This is a genomic window from Cryobacterium aureum (genome assembly GCF_002954245.1).
Classification (GTDB): domain Bacteria; phylum Actinomycetota; class Actinomycetes; order Actinomycetales; family Microbacteriaceae; genus Cryobacterium; species Cryobacterium aureum.
The window spans coordinates 15,986-31,752 of the sequence record NZ_PPTG01000027.1 but is presented as its reverse complement, the minus strand read 5'-3'; the positions used below and the strand labels follow the sequence as shown (position 1 = coordinate 31,752).

Annotated in this window: 16 protein-coding genes and 1 pseudogene; 15 read left to right on the top strand and 2 right to left on the bottom strand. The window is 64.7% G+C overall.

Annotated features, from left to right (window positions below):
• The first annotated feature begins 8 nt into the window (after window positions 1–8).
• The 6 genes from hisB (at window position 9) to CJ028_RS10440 (ending at window position 8,502) form a co-directional block, all read left to right on the top strand.
• Window positions 9–632 (top strand): imidazoleglycerol-phosphate dehydratase HisB, encoded by a 624-nt coding sequence (gene hisB, locus CJ028_RS10465; protein ID WP_105035201.1) that lies wholly within the window; start codon window positions 9–11, stop codon window positions 630–632.
• A complete protein-coding gene (gene hisH / locus CJ028_RS10460) occupies window positions 629–1,261 on the top strand; it encodes an imidazole glycerol phosphate synthase subunit HisH (protein WP_105035200.1) in 633 nt (210 codons plus the stop codon). The genes hisB and hisH overlap by 4 nt, the downstream gene beginning before the upstream one ends.
• A 150-nt stretch (window positions 1,262–1,411) precedes the next feature.
• Window positions 1,412–2,158, top strand: coding sequence for a bifunctional 1-(5-phosphoribosyl)-5-((5-phosphoribosylamino)methylideneamino)imidazole-4-carboxamide isomerase/phosphoribosylanthranilate isomerase PriA (priA, locus tag CJ028_RS10455; protein ID WP_105035199.1), 747 nt, complete (start codon window positions 1,412–1,414; stop codon window positions 2,156–2,158).
• The gene (locus tag CJ028_RS10450) at window positions 2,158–3,036 is read left to right on the top strand and encodes an SseB family protein (protein WP_105035198.1); all 879 of its coding nucleotides are present in this window, start codon (window positions 2,158–2,160) and stop codon (window positions 3,034–3,036) included. Before priA ends, CJ028_RS10450 begins: the two co-directional genes overlap by 1 nt.
• 56 nt (window positions 3,037–3,092) lie before the next feature.
• A complete protein-coding gene (locus CJ028_RS10445) occupies window positions 3,093–7,721 on the top strand; it encodes an ATP-dependent helicase (protein ID WP_105035197.1) in 4,629 nt (1,542 codons plus the stop codon).
• On the top strand, window positions 7,714–8,502 hold the full coding sequence (locus CJ028_RS10440; RefSeq protein WP_105035196.1) for a DNA-formamidopyrimidine glycosylase family protein: 789 nt from the start codon (window positions 7,714–7,716) through the stop codon (window positions 8,500–8,502). The genes CJ028_RS10445 and CJ028_RS10440 overlap by 8 nt, the downstream gene beginning before the upstream one ends.
• A 78-nt stretch (window positions 8,503–8,580) precedes the next feature.
• On the opposite strand, the gene CJ028_RS10435 is transcribed toward CJ028_RS10440, so the two are convergent.
• Window positions 8,581–8,946, bottom strand: coding sequence for a DUF1844 domain-containing protein (locus CJ028_RS10435; RefSeq protein ID WP_105035195.1), 366 nt, complete (start codon window positions 8,944–8,946; stop codon window positions 8,581–8,583).
• 257 nt (window positions 8,947–9,203) lie between these two features.
• Between CJ028_RS10435 and infC the strand changes: the two genes are divergently transcribed.
• From infC to CJ028_RS10415, 4 genes are all read left to right on the top strand, one after another.
• Entirely contained in the window at window positions 9,204–9,863 is a 660-nt protein-coding gene (gene infC, locus CJ028_RS10430) for a translation initiation factor IF-3 (protein WP_439099037.1), read from the top strand.
• Window positions 9,856–10,050, top strand: a complete 195-nt coding sequence (gene rpmI, locus CJ028_RS10425; protein ID WP_092341054.1) for a 50S ribosomal protein L35 — start codon at window positions 9,856–9,858, stop codon at window positions 10,048–10,050. The genes infC and rpmI overlap by 8 nt, the downstream gene beginning before the upstream one ends.
• Window positions 10,051–10,102: 52 nt before the next feature.
• The gene (gene rplT / locus CJ028_RS10420) at window positions 10,103–10,495 is read left to right on the top strand and encodes a 50S ribosomal protein L20 (protein ID WP_104196972.1); all 393 of its coding nucleotides are present in this window, start codon (window positions 10,103–10,105) and stop codon (window positions 10,493–10,495) included.
• Between the two features lie 156 nt (window positions 10,496–10,651).
• Window positions 10,652–11,452, top strand: coding sequence for a TrmH family RNA methyltransferase (locus CJ028_RS10415; RefSeq protein ID WP_105035194.1), 801 nt, complete (start codon window positions 10,652–10,654; stop codon window positions 11,450–11,452).
• 52 nt (window positions 11,453–11,504) lie between these two features.
• On the opposite strand, the pseudogene CJ028_RS10410 reads toward CJ028_RS10415, so the two are convergent.
• Window positions 11,505–11,711 (bottom strand): annotated as a pseudogene (locus CJ028_RS10410) (MmyB family transcriptional regulator); the annotation flags it as partial.
• A 40-nt stretch (window positions 11,712–11,751) separates the two neighbouring features.
• Here CJ028_RS10410 and CJ028_RS10405 point away from each other — a divergent pair.
• From CJ028_RS10405 to CJ028_RS10385, 5 genes are all read left to right on the top strand, one after another.
• Window positions 11,752–12,189 (top strand): MFS transporter, encoded by a 438-nt coding sequence (locus tag CJ028_RS10405; protein WP_105035193.1) that lies wholly within the window; start codon window positions 11,752–11,754, stop codon window positions 12,187–12,189.
• A 130-nt stretch (window positions 12,190–12,319) separates the two neighbouring features.
• On the top strand, window positions 12,320–13,108 hold the full coding sequence (locus CJ028_RS10400) for an amino acid ABC transporter ATP-binding protein (RefSeq protein WP_105035192.1): 789 nt from the start codon (window positions 12,320–12,322) through the stop codon (window positions 13,106–13,108).
• 51 nt (window positions 13,109–13,159) lie between these two features.
• Window positions 13,160–14,032 carry a glutamate ABC transporter substrate-binding protein gene (locus CJ028_RS10395; protein WP_105035191.1) on the top strand — a complete coding sequence of 291 codons (873 nt, stop codon included), beginning with the start codon at window positions 13,160–13,162 and terminating at the stop codon, window positions 14,030–14,032.
• Window positions 14,033–14,189: 157 nt separating this feature from the next.
• Window positions 14,190–14,837, top strand: a complete 648-nt coding sequence (locus CJ028_RS10390) for an amino acid ABC transporter permease (RefSeq protein ID WP_105035190.1) — start codon at window positions 14,190–14,192, stop codon at window positions 14,835–14,837.
• Window positions 14,834–15,739, top strand: coding sequence for an amino acid ABC transporter permease (locus CJ028_RS10385; protein ID WP_105035189.1), 906 nt, complete (start codon window positions 14,834–14,836; stop codon window positions 15,737–15,739). Before CJ028_RS10390 ends, CJ028_RS10385 begins: the two co-directional genes overlap by 4 nt.
• The last annotated feature ends 28 nt before the right edge of the window (window positions 15,740–15,767 follow it).

Sequence of the window (15,767 nt, the reverse complement as noted above, 5' to 3'; positions counted from 1 at the left end):
CTAGCGCTATGAGCTCACCTGCTGGCATTTCCGCGCCCCGTGTCGCACACCTGCAACGGGAGACGAGTGAATCCAGCATCGATCTCTCGCTGAACCTCGATGGCACCGGCGTCAGCGAGATCCACACCTCGGTGCCGTTCTACGACCACCTGCTGACGGCCTTCGCCAAGCACTCCCTGACTGACCTCACGGTGCGCGCCAGCGGTGACATCGAAATCGACGTGCACCACACGGTCGAAGACGTGGGAATAGTGCTCGGCCAGGCTATTCGCCAGGCGCTCGGCGACAAGTCCGGCATCTCCCGCTACGGCGATGCCCTCGTGCCACTTGACGAGGCGCTCGCCCAAGCCGTCGTCGATATCTCGGGCCGCCCCTACCTCGTGCACACCGGCGAGCCGTCCGGCTTCGAATTCCACCTTATCGGCGGGCACTTCACCGGCTCCATGGTGCGTCACGTGTTCGAAGCGATCACCTTCCATGCCGGACTGACCGTGCACGTCACGGTGCTGGGCGGCCGCGACCCGCACCACATCGCCGAAGCCGAGTTCAAGGCCTTCGCCCGTGCGTTCCGACTCGCCAAAGCTCTCGACCCGCTCGTGCAAGGCATTCCCTCCACCAAGGGAGCCCTGTGACCCGGGTCGTTGTCTTTGACTACGGCACCGGTAACGTGCACTCCGCGGTCAAGGCGCTCGAACTGGCCGGCGCCGACGTCACCCTCACGAGCGATCGCAAAGTCGCCCTTGAAGCCGACGGCCTCGTCGTGCCTGGTGTCGGTGCGTTCAGCGCCGTGATGCATGCCCTCACAGCGGTGCGCGGCGACGAAATCGTCGATCGTCGCCTGGCCGGTGATCGCCCGGTGCTCGGAATCTGCGTGGGCATGCAGGTCATGTTCGAGCACGGAGTCGAACGCGGAATCGATACCGAGGGCCTCGGCGAATGGCCGGGAACAGTCACCGAACTTCCCGCCGCGATCCTGCCGCACATGGGCTGGAATACCGTCACGAGCGCACCGGGCTCCGAGCTTTTTAGAGGGATCGAAGACGAGCGGTTCTATTTCGTGCACTCCTACGCCGCCCAGTCCTGGACCCTTGAGGTCATGCCGCCGTTTCCCGAACCACGGCTCACCTGGGCCGAACACGGAGCGCCGTTCCTGGCAGCGATCGAGAACGGTCCGCTCAGCGCCACCCAGTTCCACCCGGAGAAATCGGGGGAGGCAGGCATCCGCTTGTTGAAGAACTGGATCGGAACCCTGCGCCAATAAACCTGCGCCATTAGACCGTGCGCCACGCGCTTTGCGCGCCTAGACTTCACAACCCGCACCACTTCCTGCCCACCATCACATTTCCCCACGACGCACAGCACCTGTCATGACATTGGTCGCAGCATGCGACCGCACCAACCGAGGACACCAATGAGCGAGTTCAACAAAACACCGAGGCTCGTCCTCCTGCCCGCCGTCGATGTGGCCGGCGGCAAGGCCGTGCGCCTGACGCAGGGCGAGGCGGGTACGGAAACGAACTACGGTGACCCCGTCGACGCTGCGGCCGACTGGGCGAGGCAGGGCGCCGAGTGGATCCACCTCGTCGACCTCGATGCGGCATTCGGCCGTGGTACCAACACCGGTGTGATCAAGAAGGTCATTCGCCAGGTCAAGGGCGTCAATATTGAACTGTCCGGCGGTATCCGCGATGACGAATCGCTGGAAGCTGCACTGACCACAGGCGTCAAACGCATAAACCTCGGCACGGCAGCCCTGGAAAACCCGGAGTGGGCGGCAAGCGTGATCGCGCAATACGGTGATGCCGTTGCCGTGGGTCTCGACGTGCGCGGCACCACCCTCGCCGCCCGCGGTTGGACCAAAGACGGCGGCGACCTCTGGCAGGTACTCGAACGGCTCGAAGCGGCCGGCTGTGCCCGATACGTCGTAACCGACGTCACCAAAGACGGCACCCTGCAAGGGCCGAACATCGACCTGCTCCGCCAGGTGCTCGATCGCACCCGCAAGCCGGTTATCGCCTCCGGCGGCATCTCCAGCCTCGATGACATCGAAGCGCTGCGCGAGCTCGTGCCGCTCGGTCTTGAAGGCGCCATCGTGGGCAAAGCGCTCTATGCCGGCGCGTTCACCCTGGCCGAGGCCTTGGACGTCGCGGGGGACTAATGGCGAAGGCGCGCAACCTCGGTTCAACGGGCGATCCGTCGGGTCGGCCGGGTTCACAGAGCTCGCCGGGCCAGCCCGGTTTCCCGAGCTCGCCGGGACAGCCGGGTGAGTTGGGTCAGCCGAGCGAGCTGGCCGATTCGGCCGGTCAGCCCTGGGCCGGCCGCGAATTCGAGGCCAATCTCGACGCCGGCGACGACGGGTCAGCCCCTGCAGCCCTAGCCGAGGCCCTCGCTCGCTTTCAGGCCCGGGAGGCCGGGGAAGAAAGCGTGATCGATGCCATCCGCGGTTCTCGTCTGCTCATCCCGCTGGTGACGAAGCTCGGCGAAGCCGCTCTGAACGCACGCGGGCAGACGATCGATAAAACCCAGGAACTGTCGATCATCACCGTGGCCGGCCCCGACGGCCGTACCGTGTTGCCCGCCTTCTCGTCGACCGCCGCCATGACGGCGTGGAATCCCCTCGCCCGACCCGTTCCAGCGAATGCCGTGCGCGTAGCCTTGGCTGCCGCGCAGGAAAACACCGACCTCGTCGTGCTCGACCCCACCTCGCCCGGTGAATTCGTCATTCGGCGACCGGCGCTTTGGGCGATTGCCCAATCCCTGCCCTGGACGCCGAGTTACGCGAGCCGTTATGTGGCCGACGCCTTCACGGCATCGATCGGGACCGAACTGTCGGTGCTGACCATTCAACTCTCCGCCGGCGACCCGATGGGGCGGCTGGAGGGACCCGAACTCGTGGTCCAGCTGGAACTGGTCGACGGACTCACCCAGCCCGACCTGGACACCATTCTGAGCCGGCTCGGCACTCGCTGGTCGGAGAGCGAGATCATCACGACCGGTGTTGATTCGTTGCGCGTGAAGCTCGTCGCCTCGGCGTAGCCCGCTCTGAATCGCGGGTTGAGCCGGTTGTCAGTGGGTCGGGCCAGAATGGCGGTATGACCGACGTTCTCGATCGATTCTCCCCGGCCGCCCGGGCCTGGTTCACCGAGGCGTTCGACGCGCCGACCGCGGCGCAACTCGGGGCGTGGATGGCTATCTCGCAGGGCTCGCACGCCCTCGTCGTGGCACCGACCGGATCGGGGAAGACTCTGGCAGCATTCCTGTGGGCAATAGACCGGCTGGCGACAGACCGTCCGGAGCTGGATGCGCCCAGCACTCGAGTGCTCTATATCTCGCCGCTCAAAGCTCTCGGGGTGGACGTGGAGCGCAACCTCACCGCGCCCCTCGTGGGAATCAGCCGTGCCGCCGAGCGGCTCGGTCTGCAGCCGCCGCAGGTGACGGTTGGGGTGCGCTCCGGCGATACACCGGCCGCCGACCGCCGCAAATTGGTCACCTCGCCGCCTGACATTCTCATCACCACCCCGGAGTCGTTGTTTCTGATGCTGACGTCAGCGGCCCGCGAATCGCTGCGCGGCGTGCAGACCGTCATCATTGACGAGGTACACGCGGTCGCGGCGAGCAAACGTGGTGCCCACCTGGCGGTATCCCTTGAACGACTCGACGCCCTGCTCGACCATCCCGCTCAACGCATCGGGTTGTCGGCCACTGTGCGCCCGCAGAGCGAAGTCGCTCGGTTTCTTGGCGGAGCAGCCCCCGTGCAGATCGTGGCACCGCCCGCGTTGAAACGGTTCGACCTGCGGGTGGTGGTTCCGGTTGATGATATGAGCGACCTCGGGCCGGTGCCGCAACGTGAGGGCGTCACGTCGGCCTCGGCGCCGCAGACCGGGTCGATCTGGCCGCACGTCGAGGAGGCCATCGTCGACGAAGTGCTGGCGCATTCCTCGAGCATCGTGTTCGCGAATTCCCGACGGCTCACCGAACGGCTCACGGCCCGGTTCAACGAGATCTTTGCCGAGAGGCTGGCGGCATCCGCTCTCGTGCCCGTTGTGCATGGAGGCGTTTGGGGTGGTTCTCCGGCCGTTCGCCCGCCGGCCGAACTCATGGGCGCGAGCGGCCAGACCGAGGGTGCGGAGCCGCTGCTCGCCCGTGCCCATCACGGTTCGGTCAGCAAAGAACAGCGCGCGCTCATTGAAGACGATTTGAAGTCGGGCCGGCTGCGCTGTGTCGTTGCCACGTCGAGCCTCGAACTCGGCATCGATATGGGCGCTGTCGACCTGGTCGTGCAGGTCGAGTCACCGCCGTCGGTGTCGAGCGGGCTGCAGCGGCTCGGCCGCGCCGGGCACCAGGTCGGCGAGGTCAGCCGCGGGGTGATCTACCCCAAGCACCGGGCCGACCTTATCCACGCGGCGGTGGCCGCCGAGCGGATGGTAGCCGGTGCCATCGAATCCCTCAAGGTACCCACCAACCCGCTCGACATTCTGGCCCAACAGACCGTCGCGGCCTGCGCGCTCGAACCGATCGATGTGGAGACCTGGTTCGACCTGGTTCGGCGCAGCGCACCGTTTGCGACGCTGCCTCGCTCGGTCTACGAGGCCACCCTCGATCTTCTCGCCGGTCGGTATCCCTCCGACCAGTTCGCCGAGTTGCGTCCGCGCATCGTCTGGGATCGCGACGCCGGCAGCCTCACCGGTCGGCCTGGCGCGCAACGCCTGGCCGTCACGAGCGGCGGCACCATTCCCGATCGCGGTCTGTTCGGCGTATTCATGGTCGGCGGCGAACAGATCACCGGCAAACGGGTCGGCGAACTCGACGAAGAGATGGTCTACGAATCGAGGGTGGGTGATGTCTTCGCGCTCGGCACTACGAGCTGGCGCATCCAGGAGATCACCCATGACCGGGTGCTCGTTGTGCCTGCGTTCGGCCAGCCCGGGCGGCTGCCGTTCTGGAAGGGTGACGGCCTCGGGCGCCCTGCCGAACTCGGCCAGGCTATCGGTGCTTTCGTGCGCGAAGTCGGAAGCCTGCCGGCGGATGAGGCGCGGGACCGCTGTGCAATGGGCGGCCTCGACGAGCGCGCCATCAGCAACCTGTTGTCCTTCCTAAACGAGCAGCGGGCCGCTACCGGGCAACTGCCGACCGACCGCACGCTCGTGGTCGAACGGTTCCGCGACGAACTGGGGGATTGGCGGGTGGTGCTGCATTCCCCGTTCGGCACCCCAGTGCACGCACCGTGGGCGCTTGCCGTCGGAGCCCGCGTGCGCGAACGTTATGGAATCGACGGCTCCTGCGTCGCGAGCGACGACGGCATCGTCGTGCGCATCCCCGACACCGAAACCCAACCGCCCGGCAGTGAGCTGTTCGTGTTCGACCCCGACGAGCTCGAACAGCTGGTCACCGACGAGGTCGGCGGCTCCGCGCTGTTCGCCTCCCGCTTTCGCGAGTGCGCCGCCCGCGCGCTGCTCCTGCCCCGCTACAAGCCCGGCGCCCGCTCGCCACTCTGGCAGCAGCGGCAAAAGGCCGCGCAGCTGCTCGACGTGGCCCGCACCTTTCCCACCTTTCCGATCATTCTCGAGACCCTGCGCGAATGTCTGCAAGACGTCTACGACCTGCCGGCGCTCGGAGCGCTGGCCCGGCAGATCGCCTCCCGCGAGCTGCGCCTGGTCGAGACCACGACCGAGACCGCCAGTCCGTTCGCCAGTACCCTGCTTTTCGGTTACGTGGCCGCCTTCATGTATGAGGGCGACACTCCGCTGGCCGAGCGGCGCGCCACTGCCCTCGCTATCGACTCGAGCCTGCTGGCCGAACTGCTTGGGCGGGTCGAACTGCGGGAACTGCTCGACCCCACCGTCATCGACCAGACCGACCGGGAACTGCAACGGCTCGCCCCCGACTACCTGGCCAAGGGCATGGAAGGAGTCGCCGACCTGCTGCGCACCCTCGGCCCGCTCAGTACCGTCGAGGTAGCCGAGCGGATGCTCACGCCTGAGACGGCAGCCCAGCCCGCGCCCGACCCACCTGGCCTACTTCTCGCGCAGGAGGCACTGCTCAGCCTCGTCGCCGCCCGCCGCGCCATGCGCGTGAGCATCGGCGGCGAAGAGCGCTGGGCAGTGGTCGAAGACGCCAGCCGGTTGCGCGACGCCCTCGGAGTTCCCCTGCCGATCGGGGTGTCCGCCGCGTTCACCGAATCCGTTGCCGACCCGCTCGGTGACCTGGTGAGCCGCTACGCCCGTTCGCACGGACCGTTCACCACCAGCGCCGTCGCCGACCGGTTCGGCCTTGGCATCGCCGTTGTGCAGATCGCCCTCGGCCGGCTCGCCGATGCCCGACGCATCGTGGCCGGTGAATTCCGACCGAACGGCACCGGCCTGGAATGGTGCGACTCCGAGGTACTCCGCCGCCTCCGCCGCCGTTCCCTCGCCGCGCTTCGGCACGAGGTCGAACCGGTCGACCAGCGGGCCATCGGTCGTTTTCTGCCGGCCTGGCAACACGTGGGCGGAAAGCTGCGCGGAATCGACGGCGTCGCATCCGTTGTCGAACAGCTCGAAGGGGCGCGCATACCGGCGTCCGCCTGGGAGACGCTCATTCTGCCGGCCAGGGTGAGCGACTACCAGCCGGGCATGCTCGACGAACTGACCAACGCGGGGGAAGTACTCTGGGCGGGCGCCGGAACACTGGCCGGCAACGACGGCTGGGTCAGCCTGCACCTCGCCGAAACCGCCCAGCTCACGCTCCCGCTGCCCATCGATGTGGAGACGACGCCGCTACAGCAGGAGATCCTCGCGACTCTGGGCGGCGGCGGTGCCTACTTCTTCCGACAGTTGGCGGATGCCGTCGGCAGCCAGGACGACGCCGCACTGGTGTACGCGCTGTGGGACCTGGTCTGGGCCGGTCTGATCAACAACGACACGTTCGCTCCGGTGCGGTCACTTCTGGCCGGAGGGCACACGGCCCACCGGCAGAGCCGCGCCGTGCCCCGCGCCCGCCTGCATCACGGGCGGTCGATGCCGCGGCCGAACCTGCCGAGCCGCAGCGGTCCGCCGACGGTCTCGGGTCGCTGGTCGATTCTTCCGGTGGCCGACGACTCGCCAACGCGTCGCGCGCACGCCCTGGGGGAGACACTGCTCGAACGCTACGGTGTGGTGACGCGGGGGGCGGTCATGGCCGAGGGTGTTCTGGGCGGATTCTCCCTCGTCTACCGCACGCTCACCGGGTTCGAAGAAATGGCACGCTGTCGGCGCGGCTATTTCATCGAGGGGCTCGGCGCGGCCCAGTTCGCCACCGGCGGCACCATCGACCGGCTGCGCACCTTCGCTGTCGGGGTATCAGATACGTCGGGTGGGCAACGGAGCACAGCGCGGATGGCCGCGGTTGCCCTGGCCGCGACCGACCCGGCGAACGCGTACGGCGCAGCACTACCGTGGCCGACGCTGCCCGGCGAGACCACCCATCGCCCGGGCCGCAAGGCAGGTGCACTCGTCGTGCTCGTCGACGGTGCCCTGGTGCTCTACGTCGAGCGTGGCGGTAAAACCATCGTCGCATTCGAAACCGATGACGCTATGCTCGCGGCTGCCACCCTGAGCCTGGCCGCCCTCGTCACCTCCGGCCGGGTGCAGAAGATCGCGGTGGAAACGGCTAACGGTGTGTTCGTGATCGGCACCGCCGTGGGCGTGGCACTGCTCGCCGCCGGATTCACCGAGACTCCGAAAGGGCTGAGGCTGCGTGCCTGAGGGCGACACCGTCTACCGCACCGCGCGCACCCTCGACCAGGCCCTGCGCGGCAGCATCCTGACCGGCTGCGACATTCGGGTACCTGCATTCGCGACCGTTGACCTCACCGGGCAGACCGTGCACGAAGTGGTCAGTCGCGGCAAACACCTGCTGCACCGGGTCGGTGAGACGAGCATCCACTCGCATTTGAAGATGGAGGGTGCCTGGCACCTGTATAGACCAGGCACGCGGTGGCAGCGGCCGGCCTTTCAAGCGCGTATCGTTCTGCAAACAGCGGACTGGGTCGCAGTCGGGTTTGAGCTCGGTCTGTTGGAGCTTGTATCGACCCGGTCCGAGTCGGAGGTGGTCGGCTACCTCGGACCCGATCTGCTCGACACCGGCTGGAGTGCGGGTGAGCGCGCCGAGGCCGCTACTCGCCTCGCTGCCCGGGCTGAACAACCGGTCATTCTGGCCCTCGCCGACCAGCGCAACCTGGCCGGACTCGGCAACGTCTACGTCAACGAGCTCTGCTTTCTGCGCGGGCTACTGCCGACACGCCCCATGGCCGAGGTCACCGACCTGCCCGGACTCGTGAGCCTGGCCCGACGCCTGCTCCTGGCCAACAAAGACCGCGACGAACGCACGACCACCGGCAACCTGCGCCGCGGAGCCCAGGTGTGGGTCTACGGGAGAGGCGGGCAGCCGTGCCTGCGCTGCGGCGCCCGCATTCTTCGCGGCACCCTGGGCCGCAGCGATATCGAGCAGCGCAACACCTTCTGGTGCCCGCGCTGCCAAACCTGACTTGAGCCGCCGCCGGGGAACGCAAAACGGATGCCGTCGGTCGGGGTGACCGGCGGCATCCGTTCGAAACGAAGAAAGTTAGTTGACCGGTCCGGTGTACTTCTCGCCGGGGCCCTCGCCGATCGCGTCGGGAATGGTGGATGCCTCGCGGAACGCGAGTTGCAGGGAACGCAGCCCGTCACGCAGGCTACGGGCATGCATGTCGGCGATGTCGGGAGCCGCTGCCGTGACCAGCCCGGCGAGAGCCGTGATGAGCTTGCGCGCCTCATCGAGATCGACCTGGGCGTCGGGATCTTCGGCGAGTCCGCACTTCACGGCGGCGGCACTCATCAGGTGCACCGCAGCCGTGGTGATGATCTCCACAGCGGCCACATCGGCAATGTCGCGTGTTGCCTGTGCCGCATCCTGCTCAAAACGCGCATCTTCTTCAGAACTATTGCTCACTGCATTCCTCTGCTAGGATCGTCTTTGGTTCCGGGACAATAGTCTCGGTACGAAAGTGGAGAATCTCCCACCCGCGCATACCGCTTCATCAAGGTTACCGGGTAGATTGCACTCCGCCGTCGCGTTATCACCTCCTTCGGGAAGGTGGCAGAGCGAAGGTAGACAGGGTGTCGTGTGGAACACGTCAACGACAAAGTTGCTGTGGAAAACGCGTGATTTTCCTCTCTTCGTCCCCGGTCAGCATCCGCTGGCTGGTTGTGATCACGAAGATAACCCAAGAGGAGAGACGCATCAGCGATCCCCGTACAAATGACCGTATACGCGTCCCCGAAGTTCGTCTCGTTGGTCCCAACGGCGAGCAGGTCGGGGTCGTGGCGATTGATGTTGCCCTGCGCCTGGCACAGGATGCCGACCTCGACCTCGTCGAAGTTGCACCCGAAGCCAAGCCGCCCGTGGCCAAGATCATGGACTACGGCAAGTTCAAGTACGAGGCTGCGCAAAAGGCCAAGGAGGCCAGGCGCAACCAGGCGAACACGATCCTCAAGGAGGTTCGTTTCCGTCTCAAGATTGATACGCACGACTACGAGACCAAGCGCAAACGCGCCGAAGGCTTCCTGAAGAGCGGTGACAAGGTCAAGGCCATGATTCTTTTTCGTGGCCGTGAACAGTCCCGGCCCGACCAGGGCGTACGACTGCTCCAAAAATTTGCCGAGGATGTCGCCGAGTACGGTTCCGTGGAATCTACTCCGATGATCGACGGTCGAAACATGGTCATGGTGATTGGCCCGTTGAAGAACAAGTCAGAAGCCAAGGCCGAGATCAACGCCCACAAGGCTGCCGAGAAGGCAGACAAGGTCGCCGATAAGGCAGACAAGGTTGCCGATAAGGCAGCGAAACAGGAGGAACCGAATGCCTAAGATGAAGACCCACTCCGGAACCAAGAAGCGTTTCAAGGTCACCGGAAGCGGAAAGATCATGAAGCAGCAGGCCGGACTTCGACACAACCTCGAGGTCAAGAGCACGCAGCGCAAGTCCCGTCTGAACCAGGACCAGGTGCTGGCCAAGTCAGACCAGAAAGTCATCAAGAAGCTTCTCGGTCTGTAATTTTTTAGGTCGGTATTACCAGGCCTCGTCAACGAATAAGGATTTGTAAAAAATGGCAAGAGTAAAGAGGGCCGTAAACGCCCACAAGAGTCGTCGCGTTATTCTCGAACGCGCCAAGGGCTACCGCGGTCAGCGTTCACGCCTGGTCACCAAGGCGAAGGAGCAGCTCACTCACTCCTTCACCTACAGCTACCGTGACCGTCGTGCACGCAAGGGTGACTTCCGTCGCCTGTGGATCCAGCGGATCAACGCTGCGTCGCGCGCCAATGGCCTGACCTACAACCGTCTGATCCAGGGCCTCGGCCTGGCCGGCATCGAGGTTGACCGTCGTATCCTCGCCGACCTGGCCGTCAACGAGGCAGCGACGTTCGCCGCCCTCGTTGAGAGCGCCAAGGCAGCTCTTCCCGCCGACACGTCGGCACCGAAGGTCGCCGTCACGGCGTAAGGCTTCAACCGAACGGTTTGCCACCGGCTGCCTCCTGGGCGTGAATGTGGCGATCGGTTCAAAATTTCAGAACGAGGAGCGAGTGACTTGGTCACTCGCTCCTTTTTTGTACCCATTCGTCGTGCACCTAAACTTTGCGCACCTAAACTTAACGTCATGCTTGATAATCCACGTTCACCGCGCGTCCGTGCCGTCGCAAAACTTGCCAAGCGCGACGCGCGCCTCGAGTCCGGTCTTTTTCTGCTCGAAGGCCCGCAGGCCGTTTCCGAAGCCCTCACCTTTCGCCCAGAACTCGTCGTGGAGTTGTTTGCCACACCCACCGCGCTCGACCGTTACAGCGACCTGGCCCAGAAGGCCGTTGACGCTCAGGTCGAGGTGGAGTTCGTCTCCGAAGAGGTGCTCGAGGCCATGGCCGACACGGTCACCCCGCAGGGTTTCGTTGCCGTCTGCCACCAGTTCCCCACCTCGGTGAAGAAGATCTTCAACGCCGAACCCAAGCTCGTCGCCATCCTCGAAGAGGTGCGCGACCCGGGAAACGCCGGAACCATCATCCGCGCAGCGGATGCCGCCGGCGCGGATGCCGTCATCCTCACCGGTCGCAGCGTCGATCTGTACAACCCCAAGGTCATCCGCTCGTCGACCGGCTCCATCTTTCACCTCCCCGTCGCCATCGCGGCCGACCTTTCCGACGTGCTCGACCGTGCTCGCGCCGCCGGACTGCAGCTGTTCGCCGCCGATATCAAGGGCTCTGACCTGCTCACCGCCCGCAACGAGGGGCTGCTCGCAGCTCCGACCGTGTGGCTGTTCGGCAACGAAGCTCGCGGCCTGACCGACGAAGACCTCGCCCGGGTCGACCGCAGCGTCAGCGTGCCGATCTATGGCGAAGCCGAGTCGATGAACCTGGCGACCGCGGCATCCGTTTGCCTGTATGAGAGCGCGTTCGCCCAGCGCGCCTGAGCCACAGCACCATCGCCCGATGTCCGGCAGTTCTGCCGGGCCTCGGGCGTTTCTAGCTCCAGACGGGTGCGCTCTGCAGCAGTTGCAGCGCGGCCGCACTCGACGAACCGGGTTCGGCGGTGTAGATCAAGATGCGGTGGCCGGAATCGTCGGGGGTGCTGAGCACCTCGAAGTGTAATTCCAGCGATCCGACGATCGGATGCTGAAAGTATTTGAGCCCCTCCAGACAAATTGCAACCGGATGCTTCGCCCACAGTCCCGCAAATTCCGCGCAGAAAACGTGGGGCTATTCGCCCCTGATGGCCGGTCTCTCTTTCGCCGTGCTGGGAACAGGGACCGTGCTCGGCGGCGTTGTCGGCCCCCGTCTGATCGACCGATGGGGCACGAAGCGCTCCATCGTCGGGGGCTTTGCCGCGCAGGCAGCAGCGACCGGTGCCTTGCTGTTCCTCGGCGCCAACGACAGTTCCATCGTGTTGCTGCTCATCGCCACGTTCGTGGGCGGGGTGGCCAACCTGGTCGTGATCGTCGGATTCATGGTCACGGCCACCTCTGGACTCGCCGACGGGGAGCAGGGGCTGGCCACCGGACTGGCCACGATGAGCCAGCAGGTAGGCATCACGATGGGTATCCCGATCATGAGCGCGATCGTTGCCATCGTCGTCAACGCGGCGCTGTGCCTCGTCGCATCGCTCGCTGTCGAGCTCTTCTTGCGCCTGCCGAACCAACCGAAGGCGTGACCCCCCAGATCAATGAGCCGATGATCATTCGCTACGTATCACAAATCGTCACGGCTTCGACTGTTACAAATGCGTTACTGTCCGGGCATTTGGCATGTCTAGACCGCTGTTCTGTCCTAAGTTGGGGGGTATGGAGCCAACAGATTCGTCCCCGGCTACGTCGAACATCACCGTTCGTCGGGGGGAACCGCTAGTCGTCGTCAAAGACATCAACAAGCACTACGGGGAACTGCACGTTCTCAAGAACATCAACGCTGTAGTCAATCGCGGCGAAGTGGTCGTAGTTATCGGACCGAGTGGGTCGGGCAAGTCGACTCTTTGTCGGGCCATCAACCGCCTCGAGACTATCGATGACGGCATCATCACCATCGACGGCGTCAAACTGCCCGAGGAAGGCAAAGCGCTGGCCCACCTGCGGGCCGATGTCGGCATGGTCTTTCAGGCGTTCAACCTGTTCGCGCACAAGACCGTGCTCGAGAACGTCACGCTCGGACCGATCAAGGTACGCGGCCTGAAGAAAGCTGACGCCGAGAAGAAGGCGATGGCACTCCTCGACCGCGTCGGAGTAGCCAATCAGGCGCAAAAAATGCCCGCACAGCTGTCCGGTGGCCAGCAACAGCGGGTCGCCATCGCGCGTGCCCTCGCCATGGATCCAAAGGTCATCCTTCTCGACGAGCCGACCAGCGCCCTCGACCCGGAAATGATCAACGAGGTGCTCGAGGTCATGGTCGACCTCGCCAACGACGGCATGACCATGATTGTCGTCACGCATGAGATGGGTTTCGCCCGCAAGGCCGCAGACCGCGTCATCTTCATGGCGGAGGGCGAGATTGTGGAGGAGACCACTCCCGAGGAATTCTTCACCAACCCCCAAAGCACGAGAGCGAAAGACTTCCTCTCCAAAATACTTGCCCACTAATCGGTGGACAGGGTTTACACAGCAGCAGTACCAGCAATCAGGAGAAAAACCATGAGGCTCAAAAAAGGTCTAGTGATTTCGGCCATTGCGATCGCAAGTGCGCTCGTGCTCAGTGGCTGCGCGGACTCGGGTGCCCCCACCGATGCCGCCGCCCCCGTGGAAACGGCGGTGTCGTTCCCTGAGGGAAGCACCATGGCCCGCCTGGCCGACGCCGGTTCCATCAACATCGGCACCAAGTTCGACCAGCCGCTGTTCGGCCTGCTCGGCCCCAGTGGCGATCCGGTCGGATTCGACGTTGAGATGGGCAAGCTCATCGCGGCAAAGCTCGGCATCCCGGCCTCAGGCATCAACTGGAGCGAGGCCGTTTCGGCCAACCGCGAACCGTTCATCGAGAACGGCCAGGTCGACCTCGTGATCGCGACCTACACGATCAACGACACCCGCAAGGAGGTCGTGTCCTTCGCTGGACCGTACTACTCTGCCGGACAGGACCTGCTCGTACTCGCGGGCAACCCCGACAAGATCACCGGCCCCGAAGACCTCGCCGGCAAGAAGGTGTGTACCGTGAGCGGTTCCACCTCGGAGAAGAACATCGCCGAGTTCACGACCGACATCATCGCCTCGGACACCTACTCCAACTGCCTCGGACCGCTGCGCAGCGGTGAGGTCGCCGCGGTGACCACCGACAACGTGATTCTGGCCGGCCTGGCCGACCAGAACGCCGGAGAGTTCGAGGTCGTCAACAACGCATTCACCGAAGAGCCCTACGGCATTGGCCTCGCGCACGACGACACCGAGTTCCGCAACTTCATCAACGACGTGCTCGAAGAGTCCTATGCGGACGGAAGCTGGGTCTCGGCCTGGGAATCCACCGCAGGAACCGTGCTCGACACCCCCACCCCGCCGGCCGTCGACCGTTATTAGGTCGACTTCGGCAAATCGCTAGCCAGCTGTCGCTGACCAGCACTCGCTCAGTATTACTGAGCCGTGGCGACCCGCCCTGGGGCGAGTCGCCACGGTGACCACCAGCATGTTCCAATATTGCCCGACCCACAGACAGACAAAGACGAGGAGGTGAGTTGTGGACGCAGTCATCGACAACCTGCCGCTGTTCCTGGACGGCTTCCGGAACACCCTGGGCCTGCTTCTCATTGCCGGAGTCGGCGCATCCGTAATCGGCCTGATCGTCGCAGCCATGCGGATCTCGCCGATCTCGTCCTTCCGCCTGTTCGCGACCGCCTACACGGAACTTGTTCGCAACACCCCGCTGACGCTCGTTTTGTTTTTTTGCGCTTACCTCCTGCCCCTTCTGGAATTCAGTCCGGGATACTTCCAGCTGGCAGCCATCGGACTCACGGTATACACCTCTCCCTTCGTGGCCGAAGCACTTCGGTCCGGCGTCAACGGCGTGCACGTGGGGCAAGCCGAAGCAGCACGAAGCGTGGGCCTCACCTTTGGACAGACGCTCACCTTCGTGGTGATGCCCCAGGCCATCCGCATGGTGGTGCCACCACTGATCAACGTGCTCATCGCTCTCACCAAGAACACCTCGGTCGCCGGCGCGTTCTTCGTCTTCGAACTGTTCGGCGCCGCCCGCAAGGTGACCAACGACCGCGGTGATGCCGTCATCCCCATTTTGCTCGCGGTCGCGGCGTTCTACCTGATCATCACCATTCCTCTTGGCCTTATTGCCGGCAGGATCGAGAAGAAGGTGGCGGTGCTCCGATGAGTTCTGTACTGTACGACGCCCCCGGACCGAAATCCCGCGCGCGATCGCGTCTCATCTCCGTTGTCGGCACGATCATCCTGGCCGGTGGCTTACTCGCCCTGATCGTGGTGCTCGGCCTGCCCAAGACCAGCGCCAACGGGGCCGTGCAGCCCGGCCTCTGGGACATTAGCCGCTGGGACGTCTTCAACGACCTGCTGGTCTGGCGCACCCTCGGGTTCGGCGCCCTTGCGACCCTGCGCATGGCCGCGGTCGCCGCCGTCTTCGCACTCGTGATCGGAGTGCTGTTCTCCTTCGGGCGCTTGTCGGCATCCGCTTGGATCCGGGTGCCCACCACGGTGCTGCTCGAATTCTTCCGCGGTATGCCTGTACTGCTCATGATGCTCTTCATCCTCCTGGTGTTCTCCACCGGGTCGTTCTGGGCGGGTGTGGCTGCCCTGTCCGTGTATAACGGCGCCATCATCGGTGAGGCACTCCGCGCCGGGATCAACGCCCTGCCGCGGGGGCAGCGCGAGGCTGGACTCGCCATCGGCCTGACCCCGGTGGCCACCCGGTTCCGCATCGAGTTCCCGCAGGCATTTCGTCAGATGCTGCCGATCATCATCGCCCAGCTGGTAGTTCTACTCAAGGACACGTCGCTGTCCTTCATCGTGGGCTACAACGAACTGCTCCGGGCCGGGCTGAACCAGTTGGCGAACTTTTTCGGCGAACAGTACAAATTCTCGTTTTTCTTCATTGTTCTCGCCATCTATCTGGCCATGAACCTGTCGCTGTCCTGGCTGGCACGCCGAATTGCCAAGCGCACCGGCCCGCAGGCTGGTAGCGTCACCAAGGACGATTCGACACCTCCGATTGACCCCGTGCAGGTCGACCCGCAAGCGCTGGGTGCCCAGAGCAGAAGCTAGGCATCCTCGGGCGGGTAAACTCAGGGAC

Coding starts and splice junctions, on each gene's coding strand:
- hisB (WP_105035201.1), top strand. CDS start 9: ATGAGCTCACCTGCTGGCATTTCCGCGCCCCGTGTCGCACACCTGCAA.
- priA (WP_105035199.1), top strand. CDS start 1,412: ATGAGCGAGTTCAACAAAACACCGAGGCTCGTCCTCCTGCCCGCCGTC.
- CJ028_RS10450 (WP_105035198.1), top strand. CDS start 2,158: ATGGCGAAGGCGCGCAACCTCGGTTCAACGGGCGATCCGTCGGGTCGG.
- CJ028_RS10445 (WP_105035197.1), top strand. CDS start 3,093: ATGACCGACGTTCTCGATCGATTCTCCCCGGCCGCCCGGGCCTGGTTC.
- rpmI (WP_092341054.1), top strand. CDS start 9,856: ATGCCTAAGATGAAGACCCACTCCGGAACCAAGAAGCGTTTCAAGGTC.
- rplT (WP_104196972.1), top strand. CDS start 10,103: ATGGCAAGAGTAAAGAGGGCCGTAAACGCCCACAAGAGTCGTCGCGTT.
- CJ028_RS10415 (WP_105035194.1), top strand. CDS start 10,652: ATGCTTGATAATCCACGTTCACCGCGCGTCCGTGCCGTCGCAAAACTT.
- CJ028_RS10405 (WP_105035193.1), top strand. CDS start 11,752: ATGGCCGGTCTCTCTTTCGCCGTGCTGGGAACAGGGACCGTGCTCGGC.
- CJ028_RS10400 (WP_105035192.1), top strand. CDS start 12,320: ATGGAGCCAACAGATTCGTCCCCGGCTACGTCGAACATCACCGTTCGT.
- CJ028_RS10395 (WP_105035191.1), top strand. CDS start 13,160: ATGAGGCTCAAAAAAGGTCTAGTGATTTCGGCCATTGCGATCGCAAGT.
- CJ028_RS10385 (WP_105035189.1), top strand. CDS start 14,834: ATGAGTTCTGTACTGTACGACGCCCCCGGACCGAAATCCCGCGCGCGA.